General features: G+C 73.2%; 16 protein-coding genes. 15 read left to right on the top strand and 1 reads right to left on the bottom strand.

Annotation, left to right across the window (positions count from 1 at the left end; all coding sequences use genetic code 11):
* Window positions 1–78: 78 nt before the first annotated feature.
* From FHX44_RS26170 to FHX44_RS26180, 3 genes are read left to right on the top strand one after another with little or no spacing between them, the layout of a single operon-like run.
* Window positions 79–2,289 carry a malate synthase G gene (locus FHX44_RS26170; RefSeq protein WP_147258235.1) on the top strand — a complete coding sequence of 737 codons (2,211 nt, stop codon included), beginning with the start codon at window positions 79–81 and terminating at the stop codon, window positions 2,287–2,289.
* A gap of 49 nt (window positions 2,290–2,338) precedes the next feature.
* Window positions 2,339–3,619 (top strand): MFS transporter, encoded by a 1,281-nt coding sequence (locus FHX44_RS26175; protein ID WP_147258236.1) that lies wholly within the window; start codon window positions 2,339–2,341, stop codon window positions 3,617–3,619.
* Between the two features lie 16 nt (window positions 3,620–3,635).
* The gene (locus tag FHX44_RS26180; RefSeq protein ID WP_170309050.1) at window positions 3,636–4,151 is read left to right on the top strand and encodes a GNAT family N-acetyltransferase; all 516 of its coding nucleotides are present in this window, start codon (window positions 3,636–3,638) and stop codon (window positions 4,149–4,151) included.
* Here FHX44_RS26180 and FHX44_RS26185 read toward each other — a convergent pair.
* Complete coding sequence (locus FHX44_RS26185; RefSeq protein WP_147258237.1) at window positions 4,117–5,391, bottom strand: ABC transporter substrate-binding protein; 1,275 nt, start codon at window positions 5,389–5,391, stop codon at window positions 4,117–4,119. The two genes, FHX44_RS26180 and FHX44_RS26185, sit on opposite strands and share 35 nt — an antisense overlap.
* Window positions 5,392–5,663: 272 nt before the next feature.
* Between FHX44_RS26185 and FHX44_RS26190 the strand changes: the two genes are divergently transcribed.
* From FHX44_RS26190 to mnhG, 12 genes are all read left to right on the top strand, one after another.
* Window positions 5,664–7,427 (top strand): sodium:solute symporter family protein, encoded by a 1,764-nt coding sequence (locus FHX44_RS26190; RefSeq protein WP_147258238.1) that lies wholly within the window; start codon window positions 5,664–5,666, stop codon window positions 7,425–7,427.
* Between the two features lie 17 nt (window positions 7,428–7,444).
* Entirely contained in the window at window positions 7,445–7,717 is a 273-nt protein-coding gene (locus FHX44_RS26195) for a hypothetical protein (RefSeq protein WP_246170594.1), read from the top strand.
* Window positions 7,718–7,948: 231 nt separating this feature from the next.
* Window positions 7,949–8,845 (top strand): S66 peptidase family protein, encoded by an 897-nt coding sequence (locus FHX44_RS26200; RefSeq protein ID WP_212612642.1) that lies wholly within the window; start codon window positions 7,949–7,951, stop codon window positions 8,843–8,845.
* A 99-nt stretch (window positions 8,846–8,944) separates the two neighbouring features.
* Window positions 8,945–9,493 carry a DUF418 domain-containing protein gene (locus FHX44_RS26205; RefSeq protein ID WP_147258239.1) on the top strand — a complete coding sequence of 183 codons (549 nt, stop codon included), beginning with the start codon at window positions 8,945–8,947 and terminating at the stop codon, window positions 9,491–9,493.
* 34 nt (window positions 9,494–9,527) lie between these two features.
* Window positions 9,528–10,853, top strand: a complete 1,326-nt coding sequence (locus FHX44_RS26210; protein WP_147258240.1) for a M20/M25/M40 family metallo-hydrolase — start codon at window positions 9,528–9,530, stop codon at window positions 10,851–10,853.
* Window positions 10,854–11,175: 322 nt separating this feature from the next.
* Window positions 11,176–13,512, top strand: coding sequence for a hydrogen gas-evolving membrane-bound hydrogenase subunit E (gene mbhE / locus FHX44_RS26215; protein WP_147258241.1), 2,337 nt, complete (start codon window positions 11,176–11,178; stop codon window positions 13,510–13,512).
* Window positions 13,509–14,036 (top strand): MnhB domain-containing protein, encoded by a 528-nt coding sequence (locus tag FHX44_RS26220; RefSeq protein ID WP_147258242.1) that lies wholly within the window; start codon window positions 13,509–13,511, stop codon window positions 14,034–14,036. Before mbhE ends, FHX44_RS26220 begins: the two co-directional genes overlap by 4 nt.
* Complete coding sequence (locus FHX44_RS26225) at window positions 14,033–14,512, top strand: Na(+)/H(+) antiporter subunit C (protein WP_147258243.1); 480 nt, start codon at window positions 14,033–14,035, stop codon at window positions 14,510–14,512. Before FHX44_RS26220 ends, FHX44_RS26225 begins: the two co-directional genes overlap by 4 nt.
* Window positions 14,509–16,035, top strand: coding sequence for a Na+/H+ antiporter subunit D (locus FHX44_RS26230; RefSeq protein ID WP_147258244.1), 1,527 nt, complete (start codon window positions 14,509–14,511; stop codon window positions 16,033–16,035). Before FHX44_RS26225 ends, FHX44_RS26230 begins: the two co-directional genes overlap by 4 nt.
* Window positions 16,032–16,562: a Na+/H+ antiporter subunit E gene (locus tag FHX44_RS26235; RefSeq protein WP_147258245.1), complete on the top strand. Its 531-nt coding sequence runs from the start codon at window positions 16,032–16,034 to the stop codon at window positions 16,560–16,562. Before FHX44_RS26230 ends, FHX44_RS26235 begins: the two co-directional genes overlap by 4 nt.
* The gene (locus tag FHX44_RS26240) at window positions 16,559–16,825 is read left to right on the top strand and encodes an MrpF/PhaF family protein (protein WP_147258246.1); all 267 of its coding nucleotides are present in this window, start codon (window positions 16,559–16,561) and stop codon (window positions 16,823–16,825) included. Before FHX44_RS26235 ends, FHX44_RS26240 begins: the two co-directional genes overlap by 4 nt.
* Window positions 16,822–17,163: a monovalent cation/H(+) antiporter subunit G gene (gene mnhG, locus FHX44_RS26245; RefSeq protein WP_342792968.1), complete on the top strand. Its 342-nt coding sequence runs from the start codon at window positions 16,822–16,824 to the stop codon at window positions 17,161–17,163. Before FHX44_RS26240 ends, mnhG begins: the two co-directional genes overlap by 4 nt.
* Window positions 17,164–17,176: the final 13 nt, after the last annotated feature.

Consider the following 17,176-nt stretch of genomic DNA (forward strand, 5'->3'; position numbering starts at 1 on the left):
GGAAGTTCAAGTCCGTCTGGTAAAAAAGTGACCGGGCGGGTACCCGCCGTGCGCTGGCTGCCGACCGGAGGGTGAGACATGAGTGCGCCACTGCAGATCGACCCCGCGCTGCGGGCGTTCGTGGCCGACGAGCTGCTGACGGGCCTCGACCTGGACCCGGAGCGGTTCTGGTCCACCCTCGCCGACCTGCACGAGCGGTTCGACGGGCGGATCAAGCAGCTGCTGCGGCGGCGGGACGAGCTGCAGGCGAAGCTCGACGCCTGGCACGCCGAGCACGGCGGAGGAGACCCCGCGTCCTACGAGGCGTTCCTCACCGAGATCGGCTACCTCGTGCCGCCGGCCTCACCGAAGGTGCAGGTCGACCGCGTCGACCCGGAGATCGCCGAGATCGCGGGCTCGCAGCTGGTGGTGCCGGCCACCGTGCCCCGCTACGCCCTGAACGCCGCCAACGCGCGCTGGGGATCGCTCTACGACGCGCTCTACGGCACCGACGCCCTCCCGCTCGACCACGAGCTCGCCCGCGGCTACGACGAGAAGCGCGGCGCGCAGGTGATCGCGGAGGCCGACCGGCTGCTCGACGAGTTCTTCCCGCTGACCCAGGGCAGCCACGCCGACGCCACCGCCTACCGGGTGGAGAACGGGCGGCTCGTCGTCGCGACCGGCACCGGGGAGACCGGCCTCGCCGACCCCGCGCAGTTCGCAGGCCACCGCAGCGGCTCCGACGGCGGCGGCGGCTCCGCGGGGGCCGTCGCGGCGATCCTGCTGCGCCACCACAACCTGCACGTCGAGCTCACGATCGACCCCGAGCACCAGGTGGGGCGCCAGCACCACGCAGATGTGGCGGACGTCGCCGTCGAGGCCGCCGTCACCACGATCGTCGACCTCGAGGACTCCGTCGCCACCGTCGACGGCGAGGACAAGGCGCTCGCCTACCGCACCTGGCTCGGCCTGATGACCGGCGAGCTCGTCTCGACGTTCGAGAAGGGCGGCGAGACGATCGAGCGGCGGGTGAACGGCGACCGCCACTACACCGCTCCCGACGGTTCCCCGCTCACCCTCCCCGGGCGGTCGCTGCTGCTGGTGCGCAACTGCGGCCACCACATGTTCACCGACGCCGTGCGCGTCGCGCCGCGGAGCGCAGGCGGAGCGGACATCGATGCTGCGCAGCCGGTCGCGGAGGGCGTGCTCGACGCGCTCGTGTCCGCGGTCGCGGCCCTGCACGACCTGCGCGGGCTCGGCCGCTACTCCAACTCCCGCGCGGGCAGCGTCTACATCGTCAAGCCCAAGCAGCACGGCCCCGACGAGGTGGCGCTCACCGTCGAGCTCTTCGCCGCCGTCGAGGAGGCGCTCGGGCTCGAGCCCCGCACGCTGAAGATCGGGATCATGGACGAGGAGAAGCGCACCTCGCTCACGCTCGACGCGTGCATCGCCGCCGCTCAGGACCGCGTGATCTTCGTCAACACCGGCTTCCTCGACCGAACCGGCGACGAGATCCACTCCGACTTCCTCGCAGGTCCGGTCGTGCGTAAGAACGACATGAAGTCCACGGCGTGGCTGCTGGGCTACGAGGACCGCAACGTGGACGTGGCGCTGCGCGCCGGGTTCGTCGGGCAGGCGCAGATCGGCAAGGGCATGTTCGCCAAGCCGGCCGCGATGGCCGAGCTGCTCGCCACCAAGGGCGCCCACCCCGGGGCGGGCGCCAACACCGCGTGGGTGCCCTCGCCCACCGCCGCCACCCTGCACGCGCTGCACTACCTGCGCATCGACGTGGCCGCCCGTCAGCGCGAGCTCGCGGGCCGCGAGACCCACCGCCGGCAGCTGCTGGAGGTGCCGCTGCTCACGGGCGAGCTCACCGACGAGGAGAAGCGGCACGAGCTGGAGACCAACGCCCAGTCGATCCTCGGCTACGTGGTGCGCTGGGTGGGCCTTGGCATCGGCTGCTCCACCGTGCCCGACCTCGAGGGTGTCGGCCTGATGGAGGACCGCGCCACCCTGCGGATCTCCAGCCAGCTCATCGCGAACTGGCTGCACCACGGACTCGTCGACGAGCAGACGGTGCGCGAGACGTTCGCGCGGATGGCCGCGCTCGTCGACGAGCAGAACGCCCGCGAGCCCGGCTACGCCCCGATGGCGAAGGACCTCGACGCGAGCCCGTCGTTCCAGGCGGCGCTGGAGCTGGTCTTCACCGGCCGGACGGAACCGAACGGCTACACGGAGCGGGTGCTGACGACGTGGCGACGCAAGGCCAAGGCACAGGCATCGTCAGTGGCCCAGGCATCGACAGCGTGACCGACGAGCGGCACGCTCCTCGGAACCGATCCGACGCCATGCTTGTCTGATGACTGCGCGCGCCGCGAAGCACGCGGGCCGTCATCAGTGGCACGACAGCGCCGCTCGTCGCAGCCGCGCACCGCGGCACTGGCTGCGGGCGGCGGCCGCGCTGTTCGCCATCGGGTACGGGGCCAACCAGTTCAGCTCGTTGATGGTGATGTACCGGGAGCAGGCGCACTACTCGGCCGTCACGGTCGCGGCGTTCTTCGGCGTCTACGCCGCCGGGCTCGCGCCGGGTCTGTTGCTGGGTGGCCCGGCGTCCGACCGCTGGGGGCGGCGCAGGCTGCTGCTGCCGGCGCTCGTGGTGTCCGCGCCGGCCAGTGGCGTGCTCGCGCTCGGTGGCGTCGCGGCGGTGTCCGAGGTGGCGCTCTACACCGGCCGGTTCCTGTTCGGGGTGGTCACCGGGATCGCGATGGCCGTCGGCACGACGTGGGCGAAGGAGCTGTCGCAGGCGCCGTGGGACCCGGGCGCGGACGCCGGGGCGGGCGCGCGCCGGGCCGCGCTCGGGCTGTCGGCCGGGTTCGGCATCGGGCCGCTGGTGGCGGGGGTGCTCGCGCAGTGGGCGCCGGCGCCGATGGAGCTGCCGTACCTGGTGCACATCGCGTTGACGGTGGCCGTCGTGGCCGCTGTCGCGGGGCTGCCGGAGACGCGGCCCGCGGGCGCATCCCGGTCCGGCCTGCGGGTGCACCTGCCGCGGCGGTTCCGCCGGGTCGTCGCGCCGATGGCGCCGTGGGTGTTCGGTGCGCCGGCCCTGTCGTTCGCCGTGCAGCCCGCGGCGCTGGGCCCGCGCCTGGCCGGCTTCGGGCTCGTCTACGCCACGCTGCTCACCACCGTGACGCTCGGCGCAGGCATCGCCGTGCAGTCGTGGGCCCGGCGGACGTCCCCGGTGACCGGGTCCCGGCTCGGCCTCGCCGCGCTGGTCGCCGGCCTCCTCGTCGCCGCGGCCGCGGCCGCGATCGGTTCAGCGGTGCTCGCGGTGGCGGCAGCGGTCGTGCTCGGGGCGAGCTACGGGCTCTGCCTCGTCGCCGGCCTGATCGAGGTGCAGCGCATGGCGGAGCCGGGCCGGCTGGGCGGGCTCACCGCCGTCTTCTACGCGCTCACCTACGTCGGTTTCGCGCTGCCCGTCCTGCTGGCCGCGCTCACGGGCGTGGCCGGGTACCCGGTCCTGCTGGTCGGGGTGGCGCTGCTCGCGGCGACCAGCCTCGCCCTCGTCGCGAGGGGTGGCGCGGGGCCGGCCCGTGACCTCGACGCGTCCGCATGCTCGTCGGACGGGAGCACCGGCGAGTGATCCGTACGCTCGGATCGTGCTCGAGCTGCGCCCCACGCCCTTCGACCACCCCGACGCAGTGCGCCTGATCGCCGAGATCCAGCAGGTCTACGTCGAGCGCTACGGCGGCGAGGACGCCACGCTCGTCGACCCGCGCGAGTTCGACGCGCCGGGCGGTCTCTTCCTCGTCGGGTACGCGGGCGGCGAGCCGGTGGCGTGCGGCGGGTGGCGGGCGCGGCACGCGGGCGGAGCGCTGCGCGACGGCGACGCCGAGATCAAGCGCATGTACGTGGCCCCTGCGCACCGCGGGAGGGGGTACGCCCGCGCGGTGCTCGCGGAGCTGGAGCGCACCGCCGCCGCGGCCGGGCTGCGGCGCATCGTGCTGGAGACCGGCACCGAGCAGCCCGAGGCGATCGCCCTGTACACCAGCGCGGGCTACGTGCCGATGCCCCCGTTCGGCTCCTACACCGGCTCGCCCATGAGCCGCTACTTCAGCAAGCCCGCGTCCCCCATGGCCGTCAGCCGCCGGACACCTGGGTCCAGCCGTCCGTGAGCTCGCGCTGCACGGTCGCCAGGTCGATCTGGTCGGCCAGGTAGCGCTGCAGGGCCGGGGTGGCGATCTGGTCCTCCCACTGCGGGTAGCCGGTCACCGACCGGAACGGGGCGGGCGTGAGGTACTGCGCGCCCGCGAGGGTGGCCTCCCACCCGTCCCGGCCGCCGGTGGCCGTGTGCAGGGCGTCGCGGGCGGGCCCGGACGCGGGGACCAGCCACTCGCCCTGCGCCAGCGACGCGAGGTTCTCCGCCCGCATCACGAACTCGATGAAGTCCGCGGCCTGCTCGACGTGCGGGCTGTCGGCGGGCACGGAGAGGGTCTGCGGGTTCGCCGCCTGGTTCGGTGAGGTGCCGGCGAGCGCGGGCAGCACGCGCCACGCGAAGCCGGGCGGCGCGGACTCGGCGAGCTGCTGTGCCACGTAGCTGCCGGCGACGACCATCGCGTAGCGGCCCGCGAGGAGACCGGTGATCACGTCGGAGCCGCTCTGCGTGAGCGAGGCCGGGTCCAGCGAGCGGTCGACGTAGGCCATGTCGTGGATCCGGCGGGGCACCTCCAGCTCGGCGTCCCCGACCCGCACGGCCGCCGCACGGCCGCTGCCGGTGAAGAACGTGCCGCCGAAGCCCAGTCCCAGGCTCATCACGGTGGCCGCCGGCTGCTGCAGGCCCCAGCCCAGCCCGGGACGGTCCGCGGTGGTGGTCCGCCGGGCCGCGTCGGCGAGCTCGTCCCACGTCCACGTGGGGCTCGTCGGGATGGCCACGCCTGCCTGCTCGAGCAAGGTGGTGTTCGCGAACACGACGTACGACTGCAGCAGCGTCGGCGCCGCGACCACCGTCCCGTCCACCGTGACGGCATCCCAGACACCCTGCGGCACGCTCGCCCTCGTCTCCTCCGACAGGTGCGGACCGAGGTCGGCGAGGTGGCCCTGCCGGGCGAAGCCGGTGACGTCGGTCGACTCGGCGTGGATGACGTCCGGGGCCGTGCCGCCCTGGAACTGCGTGGCGAGCTGGTCGCGCACCGAGTCCCAGGTGCCCTCGGCGAGCTGCACCTGCACGTCGGGGTGCGCGGCGTTCCACGCGGCGACGATGCGCTCGGTCGCGGCCACGCCCGCCTCATGGGACGCCAGGCTCAGGAACCGCAGCGTGACCGGGCCGACGGCCTCGTCCTCATCGGGTCCCACCGGCGCGGTGGCGCAGCCGGCGAGCAGGACCGCCGCCGCCGTCACTCCCAACCTGCGCAGCATCGGGTGCTCCCATTCCCTCGACGGCGCAGCAGCCGCCACATGATCACCGGCGGCATCGCACGGCACGCGGGCGCGAGGGCGCCGACACCGTTGTCGGACGCCGTCGAGACGGTGGCACGGCGCGCGTACGGAGGCAAGTCGTTCCTCCGCGCAGCCGGATACCACGGACGTGGCGGCGCTTCGGGTGGCGGGATCGCGCAGAGCGGCGAATCATCCGCAGAGCGTGATGGCCGGAGTGAGAGAGGGGGCCGGTGGTGGGACCTGGATCTGTGGTGCTCGCGCAGACGGACCTGCGGCTGGACACGACGTGGATCGACTACGTGTTCGTCGTCTTCTACTTCGTGCTGGTGCTCGGCATCGGGGTGCTCGCCCGCCGCTCCATCGCGTCCAGCCTGGACTTCCTGCTGTCGGGGCGGTCGTTGCCGGCGTGGGTCACGGGCCTGGCGTTCATCTCGGCGAACCTCGGCGCGATCGAGCTGATCGGGATGATGGCCAACGGCGCCCAGTACGGCGTGCCGACCGTGCACTACTACTGGATCGGCGCCATCCCGGCGATGGTGTTCCTCGGCATCGTGATGATGCCGTTCTACTACGGCAGCAGGGCCCGCAGCGTTCCGGAGTTCCTGCTGATGCGGTTCAACGCGACGACGCAGCGGGTCAACGGCATCACGTTCGCGCTGGCGGCCGTGCTCATCGCCGGGGTGAACCTGTACGCGCTCGGCCTGATCCTCGAGGCGTTGCTGGGTTGGTCGCTTGCGCTCGCGGTTCCCGTGGCCGCACTCGTCGTGCTGAGCTACACCTTCCTCGGCGGGCTGAACGCGGCGATCTACAACGAGGTCCTCCAGTTCTTCGTCATCCTGGCCCTCCTGATCCCGCTCACGGTCGCCGGGCTGGCCCGCGTCGGCGGGTGGGACGGTCTGCGTGAGCAGGTGGTCGCGCTCCCACCGGGCCCCGAGCAGCTGTCGGCCTGGCCGGGTACGACGCTCACCGAGATCGCCAGCCCGTTCCTGTCGGTCCTCGGCATCGTCTTCGGGCTCGGGTTCGTGCTCTCGTTCGGTTACTGGACGACGAACTTCGCGGAGGTGCAGCGCGCGCTCTCGGCCCGGAACATGTCGGCGGCTCGCCGCACCCCGATCATCGCCGCGTTCCCCAAGGCGCTGATCCCGCTGGTCATCATCATCCCCGGGATGATCGCCGGCGTGCTGGTCCCGCAGCTGACCACACTCAAGGAAGGCGGCCAGACCGACGTCACCTACAACAACGCGCTGTCGCTGTTGATGAACGAGGTGCTGCCCAACGGGATCCTCGGGGTGGCGCTGGCCGGGCTGCTGGCCTCGTTCATGGCGGGCATGGCGGCCAACGTCAGCTCGCTCAACACGGTGTTCACCTACGACCTGTGGCAGGACTGGATCCGGCCGGGCCGGCCGGACGAGTACTACCTGCGGGTGGGGCGCACGGTCACGGTGGTCGGTTGCCTGCTGGCGATCGGCACGGCGTTCATCGCGGGCAGCTTCGAGAACCTGATGGACTACATCCAGGCGTTGTTCAGCTTCTTCAACGCCCCGCTGTTCGCGATCTTCATCCTGGGGCTGTTCTGGAAGCGGATGACCGGGACGGCGGGCTGGACCGGGCTGATCTCGGGCACGGTCGCCGCGGTGCTCGTCGACGCGCTGGTGCGCGTCGGGACGATCCCGGTGTCCTCGCAGGCCGGGTCGTTCATCGGGGCGAGCGCGGCGTTCGTGGTCGGCATCGCGGTCGCCGCGATCGTCACGCGGTTCACCACGCCCAAACCCGACTCCGAGCTCGTCGGACTGGTGTGGGCGCTGACTCCGCGGGAGAGCCGCGGAAAGGTGCGCGTCGCGCCGTCCGCGGCGGGGGAGGCAGCCGCGAGCGCGGCCGCGGGGCCTCGCCTCGCGGCGATCGAGGAGGTGCCTGCCACGATGCACGACGAAGAGGGCGCGTGGTGGCAGTCGCCTGTGGTGATGGGCGCGATCGTCCTCGCGCTCACGCTCGTCCTGTACCTGATCTTCGCGTGAGCCGAGAGGGGATCGTCGTGACCGAACCCGAGGAAACCCACCACCACGCCATCTCGGAGAGCGCAGCCTCGCAGCTGTTCGACCTGCGCACCGTCATCGCCGTGCTGTTCGGCGTCTACGGGATCATCCTGACGGTGATGGGCCTGTTCTTCGAGGACGAGGCCCAGCTCGCCAAGGCGGGCGGGATCGACATCAACCTGTGGTCGGGCCTCGCGATGATCGTGGTCGCGATCCTGTTCGTGCTGTGGGTGCGGTTGCGCCCGCTGCTCCCGCCGGGGGAGCGCAGGTAGCGCCCCGCCCCGGCGGGGTGGGCGTCAGTCGCGCGGTGTCGGGTAGCGCGGGTTGAACACGTCCAGGGTCCACGCGTCGAGTGCGCGCAGGGCCCGCCGGACGGCGCCGGTGAAGCGCATGGTCATGCCGTCCTCCTCGGAGGTCTCGGTTGCGGTTTGCACCAAGTACATCGCCTTCGGCTTCTGGATCGTTCCAGGAACCGGCTGTGAGGCTGCGCACGGGGGTCCTCGGTGACCCGGGTCCGGCCGCGGCCGCTGCGTCCGGGCGACCGGGTGGCGGTCGTGCACCCGGCCGGGCCGCCCCCGCCGCACCTGCTCACCGCGGGGCTCGACCTGCTGCGCTCGTGGGACCTGCGCGTCGATCCGGTGGAGGCGGGCCGGCATCCCCGGCTGCCCTACCTCGCCGCCGATGACGCCGCTCGGGCGGCGCAGCTGCAGACCGCATGGTGCGACCCGGATGTGGCGGCCGTGCTCTGCGGGCGCGGCGGTTACGGCGCGCTGCGGGTCCTCGACCTGCTGGACTGGGACGCGCTGACCGCCGCGCCGCCCCGGCTGTTCGCCGGGGCCAGCGACATCACGGCGCTGCACGCCGTGCTCGGCCCGCGGTGCGGCGTCGTGACGCTGTTCGGTGCCATGGTCGCCACCGACGCCGTGCACGACCCGCAGGCGATGCAGTACCTGCGCCGGGCGCTGTTCGACCCTCCGGCGGTGCTGCGCGGCGCGCCGGAGGCGTGGACGCTGGTCCCCGGGCGCGCGACCGGCACCACCGCGGGGGGCACGCTCAGCCTGGTGGTCTCCACGGTCGGCGTCGACGCCGTGCCGCCCCCGCCGGACGGGGCGATCGTGCTGCTGGAGGACGTGACCGAGGCGCCGTACCGGATCGACCACTTCCTCACCCACCTGCTGCGAGCGGGCTGGTTCGACGAGGCCGCGGGGATCGTGCTCGGGTCGTGGCAGGACTGCGGGCCGCCGGAGGCGGTGCTGGACGTGCTCGTGGACCGGCTGGTCCCGCTGGGCGTGCCGATGGTGGCCGACTTCGGGTTCGGGCACTGCCGAGGCCAGCTCACGGTGCCGCTCGGGGCCGAGGTCGAGCTGGACGCCGACGCGGCCACACTCACCGTGGTCTAGTGCCCCCGTGGGGGGCACTGGAGACCGGGCTCGCGGGGAGGGCCGAGAGCAGCAGCTTCGTGTACTCGTGCTCGGGGGAGAGCAGCACCTGCTCTCGTCGTGACGCCGCTGGTCCAGGGCACCAGTGGCCCGTCGCTCGCGCCCGGGTTGTTCCTGCTCGGCGCCACGCTGACCCGGTACGGCGTGATCGCTCGGATCGAGGAGTCCACGCTGGTGCCGCGCGGGCTGGGCCTGGCCTGCGCAGCGGCGGGGGTGCCTGTCCTCATGGCACGGTCCGGCGGGGCGGACATCAACATCGCCCTGCCCGGACTGCTGTTCGCGGGCGTGTACGCGTGCATCCTCCTGGTCCTGCTCAGGACGCCGCTCCGGCCGGTGTTGCAGGCGCTCTTCACACCGCTGGGACGGATGACGCTGACCAACTACCTGACCGCCACGGTCCTCGTCCTGGTCATCGCCCGCGTCATCGGCGGATCGTCCGACACGTTGTCGGCCACCACCGTTGTGCTGATCGCCTGCCCCGTCCTCGCCGTCCAGTGGCTGTGGTCGGCGCTCTGGCTGCGCCACTTCCGCCATGGCCCTCTCGAGTGGCTCTGGCGGTGGGCCACCTGGGCCCGCCGTCCACCCCTCAGGCGAGGCGCGAGGGGCTGACTCAGGGCCCGGGTGGCGGCTAGCCTGGCTGATCATGCAGGTGATCGATCCGGCTCACGGGGTGGCAGAGCTGTGCTCCGCGCTCGTGGCCATCGACACCACGAACCAGGCCCGAGGCGACGCGGTGGGCGAGCGGGAGGCGGCCGAGCTCGTCGCCCGGGTGCTCGCCGACGAGGCCGGGCTCGATCCGGTGCTGCTCGAATCGGCCCCGCGGCGCACGAGCGTGGTGGCGCGCGTGGCCGGTCGCGATCCCGGGCTCGGCGCGCTGCTGGTGCACGGACACCTCGACGTCGTGCCCGCCGACCCGGCCGGTTGGACGGTGCCGCCATTCTCCGGGGCCGTCCAGGACGGGTACGTGTGGGGCCGCGGCGCGGTGGACATGAAGGACGCCTGCGCGAGCGTGCTGGCGGTGCTGCGGTCGTGGCGGGCCCGCGGGGTGCGTCCGCGGCGGGACGTGGTGGTCGCGTTCGTCGCCGACGAGGAGACCGGGGGCGCCTACGGGGCCGAGTGGCTGGTGCGCGAGCACCGGGCGCTGTTCGACGGGTGCGCGGCCGCCATCGGTGAGGGTGGCGGGTTCCCGCACCCGGCGGGCGGGGTGCGGTTCTACCCGGTCGGCACCGCCGAGCGCGGCACCCTGCACCTGCGGCTCACCGCGACGGGCCGGGGCGGGCACGGCTCGCGGCCGAACCCGGACAACGCCGTCGTCGCGCTGGTCGAAGCGCTGGCCCGGGTGGCCGCGCACCGGTTCCCGGTGCGGCTCACGCCGACCGTCCGCGAGTACCTGGTGCGCACGGCGGAGGCGTTGGGCGTGCCCGCTGAGCTGGACTCCGAGGCGGGCGTGGACGCGACGATCGCGCGCGTGGGCCACGCCGGCCGGCTGGCGGCCGGGGTGGTGCGCCACACGATGACGCCCACCGTGCTGGCCGCTGGCGGCGCCGTGAACGTGATCCCGCCCGTGGCCGAGGCGATGGTGGACACCCGGGTGCTGCCCGGCGGGCTGGACGAGGTGAACGCGGCGTTGCGCGAGCTGCTCGGCCCGCGGGTGCGGCACGAGGTGGTCGTGCAGGCCGATCCGGTGCAGGCGCCGTTCGACTCGCCGTGGTTCGCGGCGATGGCCGACGCGCTGCAGGCGGGGGACCCGCACGCCGTGGTCGTGCCGTACTGCCTCGGCGGTGGCACCGACGCGAAGGCGTTCTCGGCGCTCGGGATCCCGTGCTACGGCTTCGCGCCGCTGGGGCCTGCCCCGGACGGGGACGGCTACGACCACCGGGCGATGGCGCACGCCGTGGACGAGCGCGTGCCGATCAGCGGTCTGGAGTTCGGCGCGCGGGTGCTCGATCGCTTCCTGCTGCAGGTCTGACGCATCTGTGAGACGACCCACGGGCCGGCGGAGCGGTGTGGACCGGGGTGATCGGTAGGGTGGTCCTCGGCGGTCCCGGCCCGGTTTGTCCGCTTCGACGGCGTGCACCGGATATTTTCGCGGGGCTGGGGACGACGATCGGGCCGTTCCGGGTACCTCCTGCGCGAGGGCACGCCTGGCCCGTCCGCTGAACGGAGCTGGCGCAGCGAACAGAGATCGCTGCGCGGAGCTCGGGCAGCGAACCGACGACGCTGTGCGGAACTTGCGCAGCGAACCGACGACGCCGAGCGGGTCTCGGTGTGGCCGACCGGGAGGAGACCGCGTGCTCGCACTCGTGGCCGCGCACCTCGTGGTCGCAGGCCTGCTGCCGCTGGTGTCGGCGCGCAGCACCCGGGCGGCGTTCGGCGTGGCGGCCGTGCTGCCCGCGGCCACGCTGCTGTGGGCGCTTGCGAACGCGGGTGCGGCTCTCGGCGGCGGCCTCGACGAGACCACGGCCTGGTCGCCCGCGCTCGGCCTGGAGCTGTCGTTCCGGCTCGACGCGCTCGGGCTCGCGATGATCGTGCTGGTCTCGGGGATCGGCGCGGTGATCCTCGCCTACTGCACCGGATACTTCGGTGCCGGTTCCCCGGACGCCACCCGCTCTGCGGCGCTGTTGCTGGCGTTCGCGGGCGCGATGCTCGGCCTCGTACTCGCCGACGACCTGCTCACGCTCTACGTGTTCTGGGAGCTCACGTCGATCGCGTCGTTCCTGCTGGTCGGGCAGGGTGGCGAGCGGCGCGAGGAGCGCAGGGCGGCGGTGCAGGCGCTGCTCGTCACGGTCTTCGGCGGCCTGGCGATGCTGCTCGGTTTCGTGCTGCTGGGCGAGGCGGCGGGCACGTACCGGATCTCGGAGATCCTCGCCGACCCGCCCCGCGGCGGGCTGGTCACCGCGGCGCTGCTGCTGATCCTGCTCGGGGCGTTCACGAAGTCGGCGCAGCTGCCGTTCCACCCGTGGCTGCCCGCCGCGATGGTGGCGCCCACGCCGGTGAGCGCGTACCTGCACGCGGCGTCGATGGTGAAGGCGGGCGTCTACCTCGTGGCACGGCTCTCGCCCGCGTTCTCCGACCTCGCCGTCTGGACGGTGCCGGTGCTGGTCGCCGGGGTGGGCACCATGCTCGTCGGCGGCTGGCGCGCGCTCTCGGCCACCGACCTCAAGCGGCTGCTCGCGTTCGGCACGGTGAGCCAGCTCGGGTTCCTGATGGTGCTGTTCGGCGCGGGTGGGCGGGTGGCCGCGATGGCCGGCATCGCGATGCTGCTCGCGCACGGCATGTTCAAGGCCACCCTGTTCCTCACCGTCGGCGCGGTCGACCACGCCACGGGCACGCGCGACGTGCGGGAGCTGTCCGGCGTCGGCCGCGCCCTGCCCGGCCTGGCGGTCGCCGCGGTGCTCGCGGCCGCATCGATGGCGGGGCTGCCACCGCTGATCGGGTTCGTCGGCAAGGAGGCGGCCTTCGAGGCGTTCCTGCACGGCACGGTCGAGAACTGGGCCGTCGCGGCCGGGCTGTTGCTCGGCTCGGTGCTCACGGTGGCCTACAGCGCGCGGTTCCTGTGGGGCGCGTTCGCCCGGAAGCCCGGCCGGGACGCCACGGAGACGCACGGCCTCGGCCCGGCGCTGACGATCCCGGTGTGGCTGTGCGCGGCCGCGGGGCCGGTGCTCGGGATCGCGACGCCCGTCGTCGACGCCGAGGCGGCGAGCTATGCCGCCGCGCTGCCCGGCGATCCGGCCTACCACCTCGCGCTCTGGCACGGGTTCGGTGTCCCGCTGCTGTTCTCCGCGGTCGCCCTGGCGGGCGGCCTCGCCCTGCACGCGGCGCGGGACCGGCTCGCCCCGCTCGCCGACCGCAGCCCGCTCGACGCCCAACGCGCCTACGAGAGGACGATCGCGGGCATCGGCCGGGTGGCGGTCGGTGTCACCGGACGGCTGCAGATCGGCTCGCTGCCCGCCTACCTGGCCACGATCCTGGTGACGTTCGTGCTGCTCCCGGGCGTGGCCATGGTGATCGCGGGCGCGTGGCCCACCGCCGCGCCGCTCTACCACGAGGCGATCCAGGTGCCGCTCGCGATCGTGGTGGTGATCGCGGCGCTCGCCGTCACCCGGGCCCGGCGCCGGTTCACCGCCGTCCTCCTCGTCGGGGTGATCGGCTACGGCGTCGGCGGCCTGTTCATCGTCGACGGCGCGCCGGACCTCGCACTCGCCCAGTTCCTCGTCGAGACGCTCTCCCTCGTCGCGTTCGTGTTCGTGCTGCGCCGCCTGCCCGCGCACTTCACCGAGACCCGCCCGTCGCGGCGGATCCGCGTGCCCAAGGCGATGCTCGGGGCCGTCGCGGGGTTCGCGGTCGCGGTCTTCGCGCTCGTGCTGTCCGCCGCACGCACCGGCCCGGCCACCACGAGCGCCGAGCTCGCCCGGCTGACGCCCGAGGCCGGTGCCAGCAACGTGATCAGCGCGATCCTCGTCGACTTCAGGGCATTGGACACCGTCGGCGAGATCGGCGTGCTGTTCGTCGCGGCGGCCGGGGTCGCGAGCCTCGTGCTGGCCACCCGTTACGACCGCCGCAGCCGCGGAGCGCCGGTGGAGAGCGGCCAGAGCACGCCCCAGCACGAGGAGGACGTGCTCGGATGACGCCCCCCGACGACAAGCCCTTCGAGGAGTGGGACCGGCCACGGCAGGCCTGGATGCTCTCCGGCGACTGCCGCGGCTACCGACAGCGCACTCTGCTGCTGGAGATGACCACGCGGGCGCTGTTCCCGACGGTCCTGGTGTTCTCGGTGTACCTGCTGCTCGTCGGGCACTACGGGCCCGGCGGCGGGTTCGCGGCCGGGTTGGTGGCCGGCCTCGCGTTCGTCCTGCGCTACATCGCGGGCGGCAGCGACGCGGCCGTGCGCGTCCGCCCGCCGGTGCTCATCGGGCTGGGACTCGCCGTCGCCCTGCTGACCGCACTGGCGCCCACCGTCGTCGGCGCGCCGGTGCTCGCCACCACGAAGCTCGCGCTCGACGTGCCGCTCATCGGGCACGTCGAGACCCAGACCAGCGTGTTCCTCGACGTCGGCGTGTACCTGCTGATCGTCGGTGTCGTGCTGGACCTGCTGCGCTCGCTCGGCGCCGGGATCGAGCGCGACATGCGCGATGCGGGGGAGCCCCGATGACGACCGTCAACCTCGTGATGGCCGGCACCGTCGGCGTGCTCTACGGCACCGGCTTCACGCTGCTGCTGTCGCGCTCGCTCATGCGCGTGCTGATCGGCGTGGTCGTGCTGGGCCACGGCACCAACCTGCTCCTCCAGCTGGCGGGCGGGCCGCCCGGCCGGGCGCCGATCCTCGGCGCGGTGTCGCCGGAGGAGTTCACCGACCCGCTGCCGCAGGCGCTCGCCCTCACCGCGATCGTGATCACGTTCGCGCTCACGACGTTCCTGCTCGCGCTCGGCTACCGCTCCTACGTCCTGGTCGGCCACGACGAGGTGCAGGACGACGTCGAGGACCGGCGGATCGCGCGGCAGAAGACGCCGTCCGCGCCGCTGGAGGACGACGGGGAGGACGACGGGGAGGACGAGGCGGATCCCCTCGCGCCCGCCGAGCGCACCGACGACCAGGTCGAGGCCGAGGCGAGGCGGGAGGGGCTGTGAGCAACCTCCTGACCCTTCCCGTGTTGCTGCCGATGCTCGGCGCGGCTCTCTCGATCGTGGGCAGCCGGTCGGCCACGCTGCAGCGCGTCGTCGGGATCGTCGTCCTCGCGGCCGTCGCGGCGCTCGCGGGCGCGTTGCTGGTGGCCACCGACCAGCAGGGCCCCATCGTCGCCGAGCTCGGCGGCTGGCCCGCGCCCGTGGGGATCGCGTTGGTGGCCGACCGGCTCTCGGCGCTGCTGCTGCTCGTGTCCACGCTGGTGACCCTCGCCGTGCTCGTCTACGCCATCGACCAGCGCATCGCCGACTACGGCAGCGCCACCGCCAGCACCACGTTCCACCCGATGTACCTGATGCTGTGCGCCGGCGTCTCGCTCGCGTACCTCACCGGCGACCTGTTCACGCTGTTCGTGGCGTTCGAGCTGATGCTCACCGCGTCCTACGTGCTGATCACCCGCCGCACCGGCGCCAACCGGATCCGGGCCGGCATGACGTACGTGACGGTGAGCCTGCTGTCGTCGCTGCTGTTCCTCACGGCCGTGGCGATGGTCTACGCCGCCACCGGCACCGTGAACCTCGCCGACCTCGCCGGCCGGGTGGGGGAGCTGCCACCCGGGCTGCAGACGGTGCTGGCGATGATGCTGCTGGTCGTCTTCGGGATCAAGGCGGCGATCGTGCCGCTGCACTTCTGGCTGCCCGACAGCTACCCGAACGCGCCCGGCCCGGTGGCGGCGCTCTTCGCGGGGCTGCTCACGAAGGTCAGCTTCTACGCGCTGCTGCGCACGCAGACGCTGATCTTCCCGCGCGAGGAGCCGTGGACGCTCATGCTCGTGCTGGCGGTCGCCACGATGCTCGTGGGCGTGCTGGGTGCGCTCGCGCAGAACGACCTCAACCGGCTGCTGTCGTTCCTGCTGGTCAGCCACATCGGGTTCCTGCTCTACGGGCTCGCGGTGTTCGACGCCGCCGGTGTCTCCGGGGCGGCCCTGTACGCCGCGCACCACATCACGGTGCTCGCCACGCTCTTCCTGGTGAGCGGGCTCATCACGCGCCGCACCGGCACCGTCGCGCTCGACCGGATGGGCGGGTTGCTGCGCACCTCGCCCGGCCTCGCGATCCTGTTCGCCATCCCCGCACTGACCCTCGCCGGGGTGCCGCCGACGGCCGGGTTCGTCGCCAAGCTCGCGCTGCTGCAGGCCGGCGCGGGGAGCGGGCCCGCGGAGCAGGCGGTGGCCGGCGTGGTGGTCGTCGCGAGCCTGCTCACCCTCTACGCGCTGGTGCGGGTGTGGGTGCGGGTGTTCTGGGGCGAGCCGCAGCCACCGGTCCCCGACTCCGACCCCACCGACGAGGTGCTCGTCGGCACGGCCCGCACGTCCGTGCCGATGTACGCGGCCACGGCCGGGCTCATCGCGGTGAGCCTCGCGATCGCGGCCTTCGCGGGACCGCTCGCGGGCATGACCGAGCGAGCCGGCGTCGACCTGCTCGACCGCGGGCCTTACCGCGCCGCCGTGCTGGGGGACGGGCCATGAGCGCCCGCCTGCCGTCCGTGCTGTGGCTGACCCTCGTGTGGGTGCTGCTGTGGGGCACCTTCACGCCGGTGTCGGTCGTGGGAGGCGTACTCGTGGCGGTGCTGGTCACCGCGCTGTTCAGGCTGCCGCCGGCCATCGACCGGCTGCCGGTGCGCCCGCTCCGGCTGCTCACGCTGCTCCTGTTCCTGCTCTGGGACCTCGTCGTGTCCGGCGCCGAGGTGAGCTGGCAGGTGCTGCGCCGTGGCCCCCGCGCCCGCGGAGCGATCATGGCGGTGCCGCTGATCTCGTCGTCGGACCTCGTGGTCACCGTCATGGCCAACGCGATCTCGCTCTCCCCGGGCACGATGGCGCTGCAGATCGACCACGCCCACGACGTCTGGTACGTCTACGCGCTCGGCCCCCGCGACCACGCCGGGGTGGAGCGGGCCCGGCGGCGCGTGGTGGACATGCAGCGCCGGGTGCTGGCCGCATTGGGCTCCCCGGACGAACACGCGGAAGCGGAGCGCCTGCTGGGGAGGATGTCGTGACGGTCGTCTTCGTCGTCGTGCTGGCGCTGCTGTGCGCCGCCGGTGCGCTCACGCTCGTCCGGTTGCTGCGCGGGCCGGACACCCTGGACCGGATCGCGGCGCTCGACGTGTTCGTGATCCTGATCGTGGCCGCGGCGGCGGTGTACATCGCGATCTACCGCGACGGGTCCAACATCCCGCTGCTCGCCGCCGTGGCGCTGATCGGGTTCGTCGGGTCGGCCGCGGCGACCCGGCTCGCCGAGCGTCGGAAGGGGCACCGGTGATCCTCGACGCGATGTCCGCGGTGTTGCTGCTCCTGGGCGCCCTCTCGTGCGTGCTCGGAGGGCTCGGGCTGGTGCGCCTGCCGGACCTGCCGAGCCGCATGCAGGCCGCCACCAAGCCCCAGACGCTGGGGTTGCTCCTGATCCTCGCCGGCACCGCGCTGCGCGTGGAACTGGAGAGCGCGGTGACGTTGCTGCTGGTCGGGCTGTTCCAGGTGATCACGGCACCGGTGATCGCACAGTTGCTCGGGCGCTCCGCCTACCGCGGCGGCAGCGTGAGCCCCGAGCTGCTGGTCGTCGACGAGCTGGCCGGGAAGATGCCCGAGGAGCGTTCGTCCTAGCCATCGCTAGGCT

It is taken from the genome of Pseudonocardia hierapolitana (assembly GCF_007994075.1).
Classification (GTDB): domain Bacteria; phylum Actinomycetota; class Actinomycetes; order Mycobacteriales; family Pseudonocardiaceae; genus Pseudonocardia; species Pseudonocardia hierapolitana.